We start from the raw sequence: 14,854 nt of genomic DNA, 5'->3' as shown, positions 1-14,854 counted from the left end.
GAAGGACAAATCTACAAAATTTATAGAGGAAGGGCATGCCTTCGGCTTAACTATAAAAGTAAAACGCTTAGCAATCTGCACCAAAAAAACAGGACGTTATGCAACAGTGGGAAAAGTTATTGAACGAAAAAAAGTTAAGCATAGAGGAACAACAACGCCTGTGGGACTTTCTGAGCCACTACATCACACCACGACGAAAAACACTTTTTCAAGAAAAAATAGCCCATAGAACTTATCACATCACTGTAGTCGTAGAAGACATTTACCAAGAACGCAACGCCAGTGCGGTGGTGCGCTCTGCCGAATGCTTCGGGGTGCAGTCAGTGCATATCATCGAAAACCATAACGAGTACAAAATAGCCAAAGGCATAGCCAAAGGAGCAGACAAATGGGTGGACCTGCACATCTATGACCAGAAAGAGCAAAACAATACCGAAGTGTGTTTACAATCACTCAAAGCCCAAGGCTATCGCTTGGTGGCTACTACCCCTCACCAAGACGACTGCTATATTCACGAATTAGACCTGCGCTACCCTACGGCGTTTATCATGGGCGGCGAAAAAGACGGACTCACCCCCACCGCCATGGAGATGGCTGATGCCTACGTGAAAATACCCATTTATGGCTTTACCGAGAGCTTCAACCTATCGGTAGCCACTGCCATCATTTTGTATGAAAGCACACGCCGTCTGCACCAATCGGATATAAAATGGCAACTGAGCGAGGAGTTGCGCTTGCGCAAGCTGATTGAATGGACTCTCAAGAGCGTATCGGACGCCAACAAATTGCTGGCACGCTTCTTCGAAGAACAAGCAAGCAATGCCAATTAAAACCCAAGCAATGGACATATCCAAGAAAAAACCAGTTTATCCCATTCAGGGTTTTTTGCGCAAATATTTGTGGCACTACGACCGTGTCAGCCGCTTGCCTCTGCTCTACGACGACCTGCTGCACTATCAAGAGAGTTTTCCGGTCATTGACCAATCGGGCAATGATACCCTCTGGGAGAGTGTCATTTATCCATCGTATATGTACGAAGAACTGAACCGGAAACTCACGACCATCTACGCCATTTTGCGCACCGACGGCGACATGGCTTTCAGCGAACACCTGTCGGTAGACCGCATCGACTACTGCACCTTTGGCAATTCCAATCCCTTCCGCATTCGTATCATCAACCGCTACAACGACAACTACGATTATTTCTATGTGAAGCGTGCCGATGCCTCGCGCATTTATGGTCTGGAGCTGGAGCACCTGCTCTCGCCCAATCGAATCAACTTTTTGGTGTTTCGCGACACGCTCATCGAAGAACACATTGCCGGCATCCCCGGCGATGCCTTCATCAAACGCTACCTTGAACGCCCCGAAACCAACTTGGTGCGGGTTGCCAAGGAGTTCGTCAAATTCAACGAGCGCTGTTTTGTACGCCTTCTGGGCGATATGCGTGCCTACAACTACGTGGTGGACATCACCCCCGACTTCGACAACGAGCAGTACCGCATCCGTGCTATAGACTTCGACCAACAGTCTTACGAAGGGCGCTACCGCCTCTACATGCCGCAGTTTTTCAAAGAAAACTATCGTTTGGTACAGCTCAGCCTGCAATTACTCAACGAGCGCAGCATCAAACAGTACCAACAGGAAGAGCGCACTTTGATTGTGCGCCGTCTGAAAGCAGCACGCTACCGCCTCAAAGACTTGATAGACTGCATGCGTGCCGATACCCTTGCCCCACCCCAAAAAGTAGAACAGCTCAAACAAGAACTGGCACAGTATCACGGGGATGCCGCCTTTTTACGCTGCCGCAACATGGGCGACATCGTGCGGCAACAGCTACGCCATGCACTTACTCGCCTGTACTGAACGCCTGTCTCTGTGTAAGAGAGAAAGCAAGCATCCTTTTAAAGCCATGCTTTATTCACTTGACTACGGCAGTAAATCGGGGTGCCTCTGCTCTTCTTGCTGAGAGACAGGCGACAAGCGTTTTTCATTCTCGTTACGGGTGGTATAGATAAGCAGAAAAGGCAAAACAAAAAACAACAACAGTACTGCCACAAAACCCAACATGCGGTGCTGCACATGCAAACGCCCCAGACGGCTTACCATATGCACGATGCCCTCACGTATGGGCGTCCAAGGAGCCAGCAGACATATGCCGCAGAGGTTAAACAACACATGCGTAAGGGCAATGGTAAGGGCTGCCTCGCCATGCCCCAAGGATGCCAGCAGGGCAGTGAGCGTCGTGCCTATGTTGGCGCCCATGATAAGCCAGAATGCACGCCCCAGCGGAAGACGATTCGAAGCCACCGCCGTCACGATAAGCGAGGTAGTCAAAGAGCTTGACTGTACCAGAATGGTCAAAAACAAACCCGAAAACAAAGCACGCCAAGGGGTGCCTGTCAACAGGCGGCTTACACGATGAAACATCTGCTGCTCCAAAAAGCCCCTAAACATCAAAGAAAGCAAACGGATAAAGGCAATAATCAACAAAAAAGCCAGCCCCAAGGTCAGAAGCAGCGACCCGCCAACCCAGCGCATCAGTTGTTCGGCAAGGGGGTGAATCACCCAGTGGTTGAGCCCCTGAAACGACCATCCTTCGGTAATGCCGCTCATCTGCTGTGCCAGCCAGTGCGCTGCACCCGACAGAACATGTCCAAAGAACTCCAACGGAAAAAGAAGCAAAGCCGTCAACAGGTTGAAAAGCATGTGCAAAGCACTGCCACTGACTGCCCGCCGGAATTCTTTTTTCCGCATCACGTGCCCCAAAGTAACCAGAAAACAAGTGAGCGTAGTACCTATATTGGCACCTATTATCACCGGTACCGCCTGCGCATAGGTCAAAGCACCGGCTGCAGTCAATGCTACCGTGATGGAAGTGGTCATAGAGCTGCTCTGCACCAGTGCTGTGGTCAAAATACCGACAAAGAGCGCCACAAAAGGATTATGTATCATTTGAAAAATAGCACGCACCTGTGCTTCAGCATTCTGCTGCACCGCCACTACCATCAGCTCAATTGCCACCAAAAACAAACAAACCACAGCCACCAAAGCAGCTGCACGCCCTATGAATCTAAGCCAAGGCAAATTTCTCATTGTAATCATCTATCGCATTCAAGCAGGACAAAATTAGCTAATCTATTGATAGCAAAGATAGTATGCAAAAAATTTAACATGCTACTAACAGTCCCTTAACACAAAACGCTGCTGCTTGCTTCAAAGGGCTGCCGAAAGTTCTTTGACCGCAGCCACGAAATGACGCACACGGGCAGGGTCGGTGTCTGGATACAAACCATGCCCCAAATTGGCAATATAACGCTGCTTGCCTGCTGCCTGCAGCATCTGCTCTACATAGCGGCTAATTTCTGCTTCGGAAGCATACAAAGCACAGGGGTCTAAATTGCCCTGCAGTGTCTTCTGTTGCCCCACTTGTGCACGCACCTGTGCCAAGTCCATGGTCCAATCCAAGCCAATCACTTGGCAGTCAATCTGCAACAGGTCAGCTGTCAGGTAGTGTGCTCCTTTGGCAAAAACAGTTACCGGCACTTCCTGTATTGCCTCGCAAATGCGACGAACGTAAGGCAAAGCAAACGCACGGTATTGCTGCGGCGACAAAATGCCTGCCCATGAATCGAAGAGCTGCACCAAATCGGCACCTGCTTTTATCTGTGCTTTCAAATAAGCAGTAGTTACCCGAGTGATGGCATCCAACAGGCGATGAGCCAAAGGTGGATTTTCATAGAGCATACGCTTGGCTACGGCAAAAGTCTTTGAGCCTTGCCCTTCCACCATATAACAAAAGATGGTAAAGGGGGCACCAGCAAAGCCAATCAAAGGCACACGCCCGTTCAGTTCCCGCTTGGTCAGGCGTATAGCCTCCAATACATAGCTCAAGGCATCTTCTACCTCGGGTTCGTGCAGGCGTTGCAAGTCGGCTTCTGAGCGTATGGTATTGGGAAAGAAAGGACCCCGCTTCTCTACCATTTCATAGGGGCATCCCATGGCTTCAGGCACCACCAATATGTCGGAAAAGATGATGGCTGCATCTACGCCCAGCAGGTCTACCGGCTGAATGGTTACTTCTGCTGCCAGCTCGGGAGTCTTCACCAGCTCAACAAAGCCACTCAGACGCTCGCGCACGGCACGGTATTCGGGCAAAACGCGCCCTGCCTGTCGCATCAGCCATACAGGCACACGTTCTACCACCTCTCCGCGGGCTGAACGCAGCAACAAATCATTTTTTAAACTCATATTCCTCAATGCATTTTACGCACAATGTTACGCAATCTTTCTCTATCTTTGCAGGAAAGAAGCGTTTTTTATCATTTACTGCCATTTTGGCATATTCTGACAGTTCGGCAAAGAAGTTGTAGTTCTTACGCTAAGAAACTTTGAAAAAGGAGGAAACAAAACATGGCAAAAGATAAAAAGAAACAACAAGACAATTTCGAAGAACAACTCAACCAACAAGCACATCAACAACAAGAAAAACACGAAGAGCATAATGCGCCAGTAGAAGTTCAAGAAATAGAAGAGCCTGTACCTTCGCCCGAAGAGGTGGTACAGGAAGCAGAAGACCATGCCCAAGCGCAAGCCGACAAAATAACAGCACTGCAAGCCGAAGTGGCAGAGTTGAAAGATAAGTATGTGCGCTTATATGCCGACTTCGACAACTTCCGCAAGCGCACCAACAAAGAAAAGACCGAATTTCTGCAGCAAGCCAACGCACAGCTCATCAAAGACTTGCTGCCCATCGTCGATGACTTCGAGCGGGCGCTGCAAGTGATTGAGCAAACCGAAAGCAGCGACAAAATCAAAGAAGGCATCGAGCTCATTTACAAAAAGTTCATGCGCACACTTGAAAAATATGGGGTAAAACCATTAGAAACCCCTGCCGGCACCGAATTCAATGCCGACCTCCACGAAGCCATCACACAAGCACCTGCACCCCACGAGGAGCTGAAAGGCAAGATTATTGATACCATAGAAAAAGGCTACTATCTGCACGACAAGGTGCTGCGCTTTGCCAAAGTAGTCGTAGGTAGTTGATGAAGAAAGCGTTTATAAAGTAGAGCATAAATCATGGCAAAAAGAGATTATTATGAGGTGTTGGGAGTAAGCCGCACGGCTACTCAAGAGGAAATCAAGAAGGCTTATCGCAAGCTGGCTATCAAATATCACCCCGACAAAAACCCCAATGACCCCGAGGCAGAGGAGAAATTCAAAGAAGCTGCCGAAGCCTATGAAGTACTGGGCAACCCCGAAAAGCGCCGTCGTTACGACCAATTCGGACATGCCGGCGTGAACGGAGGTGCCAGTAGTTTCAGTAGCATGGAAGATATATTTGAGCGCTTCAGCAGCATCTTCAACGAGGGTGGGAGCCCCTTCGAAACTTTCTTTGGCGGGGGCAGCGGGCGCAGTCATCACCGTAAAGGAAGCAACCTGAGGGTGCGCTTGAAGCTGAACTTGCAAGAAATAGCTAAGGGGGTTGAAAAGAAAATAAAAATCAAACGGGAGGTAAGCTGCGATGCCTGCCATGGCACCGGTGCCAAAGGAGGCACTGCCCTACGCACCTGCTCTACTTGTGGTGGCACTGGGCAAGTGCAGCGCATCACCAACACCATCTTAGGGCAGATGATTACTACCTCTACCTGCCCCACTTGCCAAGGTGCCGGCAAAATTATAGAAGAACGTTGTGAGGTATGCTATGGGCAAGGCGTTACCCAAAAAGAAGAAACCATCAGCGTACGCATTCCGGCAGGGGCGGTCGGGGGCATGCAGCTATCGATGCGAGGCAAGGGCAACTACCCGCCCGGAGGTGGCACGCCCGGTGACCTCATCATCGTAATAGATGAAGTCGAAGACGAGCAGCTCAAGCGCGATGGCAACAACATAGTCTATGACCTCTATATCAGCTTTATAGATGCAGCACTCGGCACTACCGTAGAAGTACCCACCATAGACGGTGCAGTAAAAATAAAAATAGAACCGGGCACACAAAGTGGAAAAATCTTGCGCCTGCGAGGCAAAGGCATCCGCGACATCGACGGCTACCAAGGCGACCAGCTCATCCATGTGAATGTGTGGGTGCCTAAGCAACTAAGCAGCGAAGAACAAAAATTGCTTGAAAAGTTGCGTCATTCGCCCAATTTCCAACCTAACCCCGACAAACGCGAAAAAGGATTTTTTGAAAAAATTCGTGAATTCTTCAAGTAATCTCTTTCAGTACATAAAAACAAAGAAAAGGCAGCCTCACAGCAGTAGAGGCTGCCTTTTCTTTTCTGCCTTCCCAATACCATAAAGCCGGCTTTTAAGAAACCATACACAGGGCTACTTTTTCCTGCCCTTCCATGCGAGGTATAGTAAAACAGCTACAGCTTTGCCCCTCACTTTTTCATGCTATACTACTACACCAACAAGTGTTTGTTGTAGAGCAAAGAGAAGAGCTTGGGAGCGCCATCTATCCTGAAGTTCATCCCCTTTATAAGGAAGGTAGCATTTGTGCGCAAGCCACCGGGCAGCTCGCATTTCCGTTGAAAGCAGCAGCCAGCTCCCCTCGTTTTTGAGCCTACCAAGGTAAAAATACATTCACGCTTACCAGAAAAAAGTCTATTTTACGCCAAGATAGGCGCCCGTGCGTCTTCCTGAAAAAAAATGAGCATTCGAAGGAACGCCGCACATAATCAAACATTCTTAGTATTTCCTTGTTAGAAACGAGAAAAAAGTACAAAGCATTCATGAACACACAACCCAAAGCCGTAGTTATTGGTGCCGGATTTGCCGGTTTGGCTGCTGCCACTTGTCTGGCACAGCACGGATGGAAAGTTACCATCTTGGAAAAGAATGAACAAGCTGGCGGAAGAGCACGCCGCCTCTCACGCCAAGGTTTTCATTTCGATATGGGTCCCAGCTGGTACTGGATGCCCGACGTATTTGAACGCTATTTTCAACGCTTCGGCAAGCGGGTGGAAGACTACTATACCCTACAACGCCTCGACCCTTCTTACCGTGTAGTCTTCAGCAAAGAAGAACAAGTGGACATACCTGCCCGCATGGATGAGTTCAAAGCGCTGTGCGAATCCTATGAGCCGGGCAGCAGCCAGCGTCTCGAGCAGTTTCTTCAAGAAGCTGCCTATAAGTATGAAGTGGGCGTAGGCAAGCTGGTCTATAAGCCCTCTCTTTCGGCATGGGAGTTTGCAGACCCTAAATTGCTCATAGATATACTGCGCATGCAAGCACTGCAGTCTTTCCATAAACACGTGCGCAAATTCTTCAAGCACCCCAAGCTCATCGAGCTGATGGAGTTTCCTATTTTGTTTTTGGGGGCTACGCCCAAAAATACCCCTGCCCTTTACAGCCTGATGAACTATGCCGATGTGGCACTGGGCACTTGGTATCCCATAGGCGGCATGTACAGCGTAGTGGAAGGCATGCTGCGGCTGGCGCAAGAACAAGGCGTGGAGCTTGTTTGCGGTGCAGAAGTAGAGCGGATAGAGGTAAACCAAGGCAAAGCGCAGGCAGTGCACACCAATAACAGAAGTTATGAAGCCGACGTGGTAGTAGCTGGTGCCGATTATCACCACGTAGAAAGCCAGCTGCTGGAACCTGCCTACCGCCAATACAGTGAAACATACTGGCAAAAACGCACGATGGCACCTTCTGCCCTGCTTTATTACTTGGGCATAAGCAAGAAAATAAAGAACCTGCGCCATCATGTGCTTTTCTTCGATGAAGATTTCGAACAACATGCCCACGACATCTATACCCGCCCCCAATGGCCTCGGAACCCTTTGTTTTACCTTTCGGCATCATCGATTACCGACCCCCAAGTAGCCCCTGAAGGCAAAGAAAACTTGGTGTTGCTCATTCCCATTGCCGCCGGCTTGCAAGACACAGCCGCAGTGCGTGCCCGCTATTTCGAACAAATCATGAAGCGGCTGGAGTACTACACAGGCGAAAGCATCCGCCCCTTTATAGAAGTGCAAGAGTCGTATGCCGGCAGCGATTTTGTGCGTGATTATCATGCCTTCAAGGGCAATGCCTACGGCTTGGCAAATACATTGATGCAAACAGCCCTCTTCCGCCCACGCATCAAAAGCAAGAAAGTCAGCAACTTGTACTTCACAGGACAGTTGACCGTGCCCGGTCCGGGAGTACCTCCTGCACTCATCTCCGGTCAGGTGGTTGCCGATTACATACAAAAGCACTTCTCAAAAAATTGATTTATCAAAAATTACACACTCCGACTAAACAGAGAAAAAATACTTATTTCCTAATAGCAAAAGGCATACAGTCTTTACAGGCTGTATGTCTTGGTTTTATTTGCTTTCTATTCCTTAAAAAAGCATATTCAAGAATTGTTTTCATTCAAAAACAAAAACAAAATTACATACACCAAAAATAAGACAATTCGCTCTTCTTTGATTTTGCATTTTGTTTTTTTAATCTTTGTGTTTGCCCAAAAAGATACTCTTAAAACATAAAACACTAAAAAACAAGCACTTACAACAAAATCATCTTATTAAAAAACTATTATCCCTCAGTAAGCGTTTAATGAACCAAGACATAAATTTCATTGTGTATAACCTAAAAAATTACATATCAAAGTGTTAGTTACGAAGAGAGACGGGCGCCTCGAATCGGTGAAGTTCGACAAGATTACGGCGCGCATAGAAAAACTGTGTGATGGACTCGATACCAACTATATCGAGCCAGTCGAGATTGCCAAGCGGGTGATTGCCGGTATTTACGACCGCATCCCTACCACAGAGCTGGACGAGCTGGCGGCAAAAACGGCGGCTTCTATGGCTACCATCCACCCAGACTACGCCATCCTTGCGGCGCGCATTGCCATTTCCAATCTACACAAAGTCACGAGCCAGTCGTTTTCCAATACCATGAAGCGGCTCTACGAGTATGTAGACCCCAAAACCGGGCAAAACGCTTCACTGATTGCCAAAGATGTGTATGAAGTGGTGCGCAAACACGCCGCCCGCCTCGATGCCGCTATCAACTATGAACGGGACTATTACTTCGATTACTTCGGCTACAAAACGCTTGAACGCTCTTACTTGCTCAAGCTCAACGGCAAAATCGTGGAGCGCCCGCAGCACCTGTTCATGCGCGTAGCCGTAGGCATCCATAAAGACGACATCGATGCGGCTATTGAAACCTACCATCTGATGTCGGAGAAGTGGTTCATTCATGCCACCCCTACGCTCTTCAATGCCGGCACCCCCAAGCCCCAATTGTCTTCGTGCTTCTTGGTGCAAATGAAAGAAGACAGCATCGAAGGGATTTACGAAACCCTCAAGCAATGTGCTTTAATTTCGCAAGCGGCAGGGGGCATAGGCTTGTCTATTCATAAAATACGGGCAACGGGCTCTTACATACGCGGCACCAACGGCACCTCAAACGGCATAGTGCCCATGCTGCGCGTATTCAACGACACCGCACGCTACGTGGACCAAGGGGGCGGCAAACGCAAAGGTGCCTTTGCCATTTACTTAGAGCCTTGGCATGCCGACATCTTCGAGTTTTTGCAGTTGAAAAAGAACCATGGCAAGGAAGAGCTGCGTGCCCGCGACCTTTTCTATGCTCTATGGATTCCCGACCTGTTCATGAAACGGGTGAAAGAAGACGGCGAATGGTCGCTCTTTTGCCCCAACGAAGCCCCCGGCTTGCATGAAACCTACGGCGAAGAGTTTGAGCGTCTGTATGAAAAATATGAACGTGAAGGACGTGCCCGCAAGGTAGTACGCGCCCAAGACCTGTGGTTCGAAATATTGGAATCGCAGGTGGAGACCGGCACCCCCTACATGCTTTATAAAGACCATGCCAACCGCAAATCGAATCAAAAGAACCTTGGCACCATTCAGTCAAGCAACCTGTGTACCGAAATTATAGAGTACACCGCCCCCGATGAAATTGCCGTCTGCAACCTGGCTTCTATCTCTTTGCCTCGCTTTGTGAAAGATGGCAAATTTGACCATCAAAAGCTTTACGAAATCACCAAAGTAGTTACCCGCAACCTAAACAAAATCATTGATATCAACTACTACCCTGTTCCCGAAGCGCGCAAATCGAACCTTCGGCATCGACCCATCGGCATTGGCGTGCAAGGCTTAGCCGATACCTTCGTGATGCTGCGCATGCCTTACGATTCAGAAGAAGCGCGCGGTTTGAACAAAGACATCTTCGAGACTATCTACTATGCCGCACTGGAAGCCTCTATGGAGCTGGCTCAAAAAGAAGGTCCTTATGAGACCTACGAGGGCTCGCCTATTTCACAAGGTATCTTCCAATTCGATATGTGGGGCGTAAAACCCACCTCAGGACGCTGGGATTGGGAAGCCCTCCGTCAGAAAATACTCCAATACGGCGTACGCAATTCGCTATTGCTTGCGCCTATGCCTACGGCTTCCACCTCGCAGATATTAGGCAATAACGAATGCTTCGAGCCCTTTACTTCCAACATGTACGTGCGCCGCGTGCTTTCGGGCGAATTCATCGTGGTGAACAAATACCTGCTGCACGACCTCATCAAGCTGGGCTTGTGGGATGAAACCATGCGCAACAAACTGATGGCTGCCAACGGCTCGGTGCAAAACATCAAAGAAATTCCGCAGCACATCAAAGATTTGTATAAAACAGCTTGGGAAATCAAGCAAAAAACCATTATCGACATGGCAGCGGACCGCGGCGCCTTCATCTGCCAAAGTCAGAGCTTGAACATATTCATGGCAGAGCCCAACTTCGGCAAACTCACCTCTATGCACTTCTACGCATGGGAAAAAGGCTTGAAGACGGGCATGTACTATCTGCGCACGCAGCCGGCTGCCCAAGCCATCAAGTTTACGGTTGACCAAAAAATACAACAAGAACTGAGCCGTGAACAGCAGCAAAATGCCATCAGCTGCTCGCTCGACGACCCCGACGGATGCGAATCCTGCAGCGCCTGATGCAGCGTAAAACATTGAAAAACAGCAGCACCTGCCCAACGGGTGCTGTTTTTATTACGTGAAATACCTATCTTTCAGTATCTTTGCACAAAGCAACTGAGCATCATGCAAAAGCATTATTTACAGTGCCTTATCTTCTTTTTCATGGCTGTATTTATGACAGCCTGCTACACCGACTCGCAAAAAGAAAAGCAAACTGCCACAAACGATAGCCTGAAGACACAAACGCAAAACCAAAACAGCCACTCTTTGTCGATACCACAAGCATGGGCAGAAACGGTAAAAAAAAACATACACCTCGAGCAGCCCATCGCCTTGAAAGAGCAAGCAGCTGAAGTGCAGCTAATCATTGGCAGCGACACAGGCGTGGTGCGCGGGTTTTATTTAGGCGATAGCATACAAAAAGTCCTACAGCACGAGCAAGCATGGCTAATAGAAGACGACAGCTGTTTCAAAACTTTTAGCATAGACCTCAACCGGCGACGCGCCGAAATGATTGACATACAATACTTCACCGACAGCCTGACGCATCAACTGGTCGAATCCATCGTCATCGACATATACCAAGCCGATGCCAACGCATGGTATGACAAAATGTATGATTACTACACGGCACGTTACGGAAAGCCCACCAAAGAAGAAAAGGGCAAGCAGGCAGCATGGGAAAGCCCTGCCGCCTACCGAGTAGTTTTAGAGAAAAAAACCATCAAACAAGCCCCCGGCATACGCATTCGCTATATGCCTCTTCAGCTTTAAAATAAAAGCAACTACACTATGATGCGCATCGATATTATCACGGTTCTTCCGGAGCTGATAGAAGGTTTTTTGTTTCACTCCATCCCCAAAAGAGCCCAAGATAAAGGCTTGGTGGAAATACAGCTGCACAACCTGCGCGACTATGCCACCAACAAATACCGCCAAGTGGATGACTACCCTTTTGGTGGTGGCGCCGGCATGGTGCTTATGATTGAGCCAATAGCACGTTGCATTGAAAAACTGCAAAGCGAACGCTCCTACGATGAAATCATCTACTTGACTCCAGACGGCAAACCGTTCAAACAAGCCGATGCCAACGAGCTTTCTGGCAAGCAAAATTTGATACTGTTGTGCGGACACTACAAAGGAATAGATGAGCGCGTGCGTGAACATTTCGTTACTCGCGAAATAAGCATCGGCGACTATGTGCTTTCGGGCGGAGAGCTGGCTGCCGCTGTAGTTGCCGATGCTGTCATCCGTTTGATTCCGGGGGTGCTCTCCGACGAAACCTCTGCCCTGACGGACTCTTTTCAAGACAATCTGCTGGCACCGCCCGTCTATACTCGCCCCGCCGACTTTCGTGGCTGGAAGGTGCCTGATGTCTTGCTGTCAGGCAATCATAAAGCCATAGAGGAATGGCGCTACGAGATGTCGTTGAAACGCACCCAAGAGCGACGCCCAGACCTTCTCTCCAGTAACGACTCAAAATAAACCAAGCAATAGGGCATTGTCTCTAACAATCTTTTGCTTCTTCTGTTTTTTAGAAAAATCTACCTTCACAATGAAAAAAATACTGTTCTTATGGCTCTGCGTGGGCATGGTGGCTTGCATCCCCTTCTACCATACGCAAGCACAGCAAGCCCCCACCCCCCGCCATACCATCAGCGGCTATGTAAAAGACGCCGAAACAGGCGAAGATTTGATAGGAGTTACCGTGTCGGTGCCTTCACTAAAAATAGGAGCCGTTACCAATGAGTATGGTTTTTATTCTTTGAGCCTGCCTGCCGGTGATACGCTCACCATAGAGTTTTATTTCATAGGCTATGAAAAGGTAGTACAGCAAGTGTACTTGAGCCGCGATCGTCGGCTTGACATACGCCTCCGCCCCGAAGCCTTGTCCATACAACAGGTGGTTATCAGTACAGACCCCTTCCAAGAGAAGCTCGATGCCCCACAGATGAGCGTAGAGCGCTTGACTATGGAAGAAGTAAAAAGCATTCCGATAATTTTTGGCGAAGCCGATTTGGTCAAAGCACTACAACTGAAGCCGGGCGTGCAGTCGGGCAGTGAAGGCAGCAGCGGGCTGTATGTGCGCGGTGGCGGTGCCGACCAAAACCTCATCCTTTTAGATGAAGCCTTGGTATATAACCCTTCCCATCTCTTCGGTTTCTTCAGCATCTTCAACCCCGATGCGGTAAAAGATGTTACCTTGTACAAAGGTGATTTTCCTGCCAAATTTGGCGGTCGTTTGTCTTCGGTGCTGGATGTACGGCTCAAAGAAGGCAACAAACAGCAGTTCAGCGGCGAAGGAGGCGTGGGGCTTATTTCTTCCCGCTTGACACTGGAAGCCCCCCTTGTGAAAGACAAAGCTTCGTTTATTGTGTCGGGGCGCCGCACTTATTTCGACCTCATCACAAGGCAAATCAATAAAGCCAACAAAGACAACCCAGACTATAACCCCATCCCCGACTATTACTTCTATGACTTGAATACAAAGGTAAACGTGGAGTTGGATGAAAAAAACCGCTTGTTCCTGAGTGGTTATTTTGGTAGAGATGTATTTCAATTCAACAACAACAATTTCAACTTCAATTTCGATTGGGGCAATGCTACCAGCACTTTGCGATGGAACCACATCATCCATCCGCGCTTGTTCATGAATGCCTCTTTTATCTTTTCTGACTACAAATATCAAATTAACAACCAATTCAATGCCTTCAACTTCAACATAGGCTCGAGCATACGTGACTATAACGGCAAGTTGGATTTCGAGTATAGCCCCAACAGAAAACATTTCATACGCTTTGGTTATCAACACACCTACCATCAGTTTGAAGTGAGCCGCCTGCGTTTTAAAAGCGAAGACAGACGTGTGGATTTCGAGTCGGGGCAGAACTTCGAGGGGCATGAGATGGGCGCCTACATACAGGACGACATAGACTGGAGCGAACGCTGGCGCAGTGAAATAGGCTTGCGTGTGTCAGCCTTCAGCAATCAAGGCAAATGGTACTATGGCATAGAACCACGGGCTTCGGTGCGTTGGCGTGCCTCAGACAAAACTTCTTTCAAAGCTGGCTATGCGCTCATGAACCAGTATGTGCATTTGGTGTCGAACTCGGGCACCAGCCTTCCTACTGACATTTGGTATCCTTCGAACCGTGTGGTAGCCCCCCAACAGTCGCAACAAGTAGCTATAGGCATGAGCCGCACGCTTGCAAAAGGTAACTTCTTTTTCAACACAGAGGTATATTACAAATGGATGGCAAACCAAATAGATTACAAAGACGGCGCACAGCTTTTCTTCAACGACAATCTGGACAAAGAGTTCGTCTTTGGCAAAGGGTGGGGCTATGGCTGGGAAGTGTATTTAGAAAAGAAAAAAGGACGCACCACCGGCTGGGTAGGCTATACCCTATCGTGGACTTTCCGTCAGTTTGCCGACAGCAGCAACGGCAATGCTCCCATCAACAACGGAAAGCCTTTCTTTCCACGCTATGACCGACGCCACGATGTGTCGGTAGTCTTGATGCACCGATTCACCGAAAGGTGGTCAGCAGGTTTCAACTTTGTCTTTGGCACTGGCAATGCTTTTTCGCTGCCTACGGGGCGCTTTATATACCAAGACTTGCCGGGCAAAAACCCGGTGGTAGTGCCTATTTATCCGGAGCGCAACAATTATCGCTTACCGGACTACCACCGCGCCGACGTCAGCCTCACCTATAAACTGCGTCCACGCTGGGGCGAAGGAAGCATCATGTTCAGTGTGTACAATGTCTATAACCGGCGCAATGCTTTCTTCGTTTATTTTGAAGAAGTAAAAGACCCCAATACCGACCAAACCTTGTATTTCCAAGCGAAGCAGGTAACCCTATTCCCTATCATTCCTACCTTCACCCTGAATTTTAAATTTTAATGCT

General features: G+C 48.7%; 11 protein-coding genes. 9 read left to right on the top strand and 2 right to left on the bottom strand.

The window, feature by feature from the left end; all coding sequences use genetic code 11:
* Nucleotides 1–98: 98 nt before the first annotated feature.
* Complete coding sequence (locus tag FHS56_RS09755; RefSeq protein WP_166920293.1) at nt 99–830, top strand: TrmH family RNA methyltransferase; 732 nt, start codon at nt 99–101, stop codon at nt 828–830.
* The gene (locus FHS56_RS09750; RefSeq protein ID WP_166920291.1) at nt 820–1,866 is read left to right on the top strand and encodes a hypothetical protein; all 1,047 of its coding nucleotides are present in this window, start codon (nt 820–822) and stop codon (nt 1,864–1,866) included. Before FHS56_RS09755 ends, FHS56_RS09750 begins: the two co-directional genes overlap by 11 nt.
* A 63-nt stretch (nt 1,867–1,929) precedes the next feature.
* Here FHS56_RS09750 and FHS56_RS09745 read toward each other — a convergent pair whose 3' ends face one another.
* Together FHS56_RS09745 and hemE are read right to left on the bottom strand one after the other, a co-directional pair.
* On the bottom strand, nt 1,930–3,096 hold the full coding sequence (locus FHS56_RS09745) for a Na/Pi symporter (protein ID WP_166920289.1): 1,167 nt from the start codon (nt 3,094–3,096) through the stop codon (nt 1,930–1,932).
* A gap of 120 nt (nt 3,097–3,216) precedes the next feature.
* Nucleotides 3,217–4,251: a uroporphyrinogen decarboxylase gene (hemE, locus tag FHS56_RS09740; protein ID WP_166920287.1), complete on the bottom strand. Its 1,035-nt coding sequence runs from the start codon at nt 4,249–4,251 to the stop codon at nt 3,217–3,219.
* A gap of 162 nt (nt 4,252–4,413) precedes the next feature.
* Here hemE and FHS56_RS09735 point away from each other — a divergent pair, with 162 nt between their 5' ends.
* From FHS56_RS09735 to FHS56_RS09705, 7 genes are all read left to right on the top strand, one after another.
* The gene (locus FHS56_RS09735) at nt 4,414–5,049 is read left to right on the top strand and encodes a nucleotide exchange factor GrpE (protein ID WP_166920285.1); all 636 of its coding nucleotides are present in this window, start codon (nt 4,414–4,416) and stop codon (nt 5,047–5,049) included.
* Between the two features lie 33 nt (nt 5,050–5,082).
* Nucleotides 5,083–6,216, top strand: coding sequence for a molecular chaperone DnaJ (gene dnaJ / locus FHS56_RS09730; RefSeq protein WP_208409671.1), 1,134 nt, complete (start codon nt 5,083–5,085; stop codon nt 6,214–6,216).
* 521 nt (nt 6,217–6,737) lie between these two features.
* Entirely contained in the window at nt 6,738–8,222 is a 1,485-nt protein-coding gene (locus FHS56_RS09725) for a phytoene desaturase family protein (RefSeq protein WP_166920283.1), read from the top strand.
* Nucleotides 8,223–8,606: 384 nt separating this feature from the next.
* Nucleotides 8,607–10,961 (top strand): ribonucleoside-diphosphate reductase subunit alpha, encoded by a 2,355-nt coding sequence (locus FHS56_RS09720; protein ID WP_166920281.1) that lies wholly within the window; start codon nt 8,607–8,609, stop codon nt 10,959–10,961.
* Nucleotides 10,962–11,066: 105 nt separating this feature from the next.
* Entirely contained in the window at nt 11,067–11,717 is a 651-nt protein-coding gene (locus FHS56_RS09715; protein WP_166920279.1) for a hypothetical protein, read from the top strand.
* A gap of 21 nt (nt 11,718–11,738) precedes the next feature.
* Nucleotides 11,739–12,428 carry a tRNA (guanosine(37)-N1)-methyltransferase TrmD gene (gene trmD, locus FHS56_RS09710; RefSeq protein ID WP_166920552.1) on the top strand — a complete coding sequence of 230 codons (690 nt, stop codon included), beginning with the start codon at nt 11,739–11,741 and terminating at the stop codon, nt 12,426–12,428.
* 70 nt (nt 12,429–12,498) lie between these two features.
* Nucleotides 12,499–14,850, top strand: coding sequence for a TonB-dependent receptor (locus tag FHS56_RS09705; RefSeq protein ID WP_243844205.1), 2,352 nt, complete (start codon nt 12,499–12,501; stop codon nt 14,848–14,850).
* Nucleotides 14,851–14,854 lie beyond the last annotated feature (4 nt).

This window comes from Thermonema lapsum, assembly GCF_011761635.1.
Taxonomy (GTDB): Bacteria; Bacteroidota; Bacteroidia; order Cytophagales; family Thermonemataceae; genus Thermonema; species Thermonema lapsum.
The sequence above is the reverse complement of the archived record's forward strand: the minus strand, read 5'-3'. Positions and strand labels throughout refer to the sequence as shown.

Coding starts and splice junctions, on each gene's coding strand:
- FHS56_RS09755 (WP_166920293.1), top strand. CDS start 99: ATGCAACAGTGGGAAAAGTTATTGAACGAAAAAAAGTTAAGCATAGAG.
- FHS56_RS09750 (WP_166920291.1), top strand. CDS start 820: ATGCCAATTAAAACCCAAGCAATGGACATATCCAAGAAAAAACCAGTT.
- FHS56_RS09745 (WP_166920289.1), bottom strand. CDS start 3,096: ATGAGAAATTTGCCTTGGCTTAGATTCATAGGGCGTGCAGCTGCTTTG.
- hemE (WP_166920287.1), bottom strand. CDS start 4,251: ATGAGTTTAAAAAATGATTTGTTGCTGCGTTCAGCCCGCGGAGAGGTG.
- FHS56_RS09735 (WP_166920285.1), top strand. CDS start 4,414: ATGGCAAAAGATAAAAAGAAACAACAAGACAATTTCGAAGAACAACTC.
- dnaJ (WP_208409671.1), top strand. CDS start 5,083: ATGGCAAAAAGAGATTATTATGAGGTGTTGGGAGTAAGCCGCACGGCT.
- FHS56_RS09725 (WP_166920283.1), top strand. CDS start 6,738: ATGAACACACAACCCAAAGCCGTAGTTATTGGTGCCGGATTTGCCGGT.
- FHS56_RS09715 (WP_166920279.1), top strand. CDS start 11,067: ATGCAAAAGCATTATTTACAGTGCCTTATCTTCTTTTTCATGGCTGTA.
- trmD (WP_166920552.1), top strand. CDS start 11,739: ATGCGCATCGATATTATCACGGTTCTTCCGGAGCTGATAGAAGGTTTT.
- FHS56_RS09705 (WP_243844205.1), top strand. CDS start 12,499: ATGAAAAAAATACTGTTCTTATGGCTCTGCGTGGGCATGGTGGCTTGC.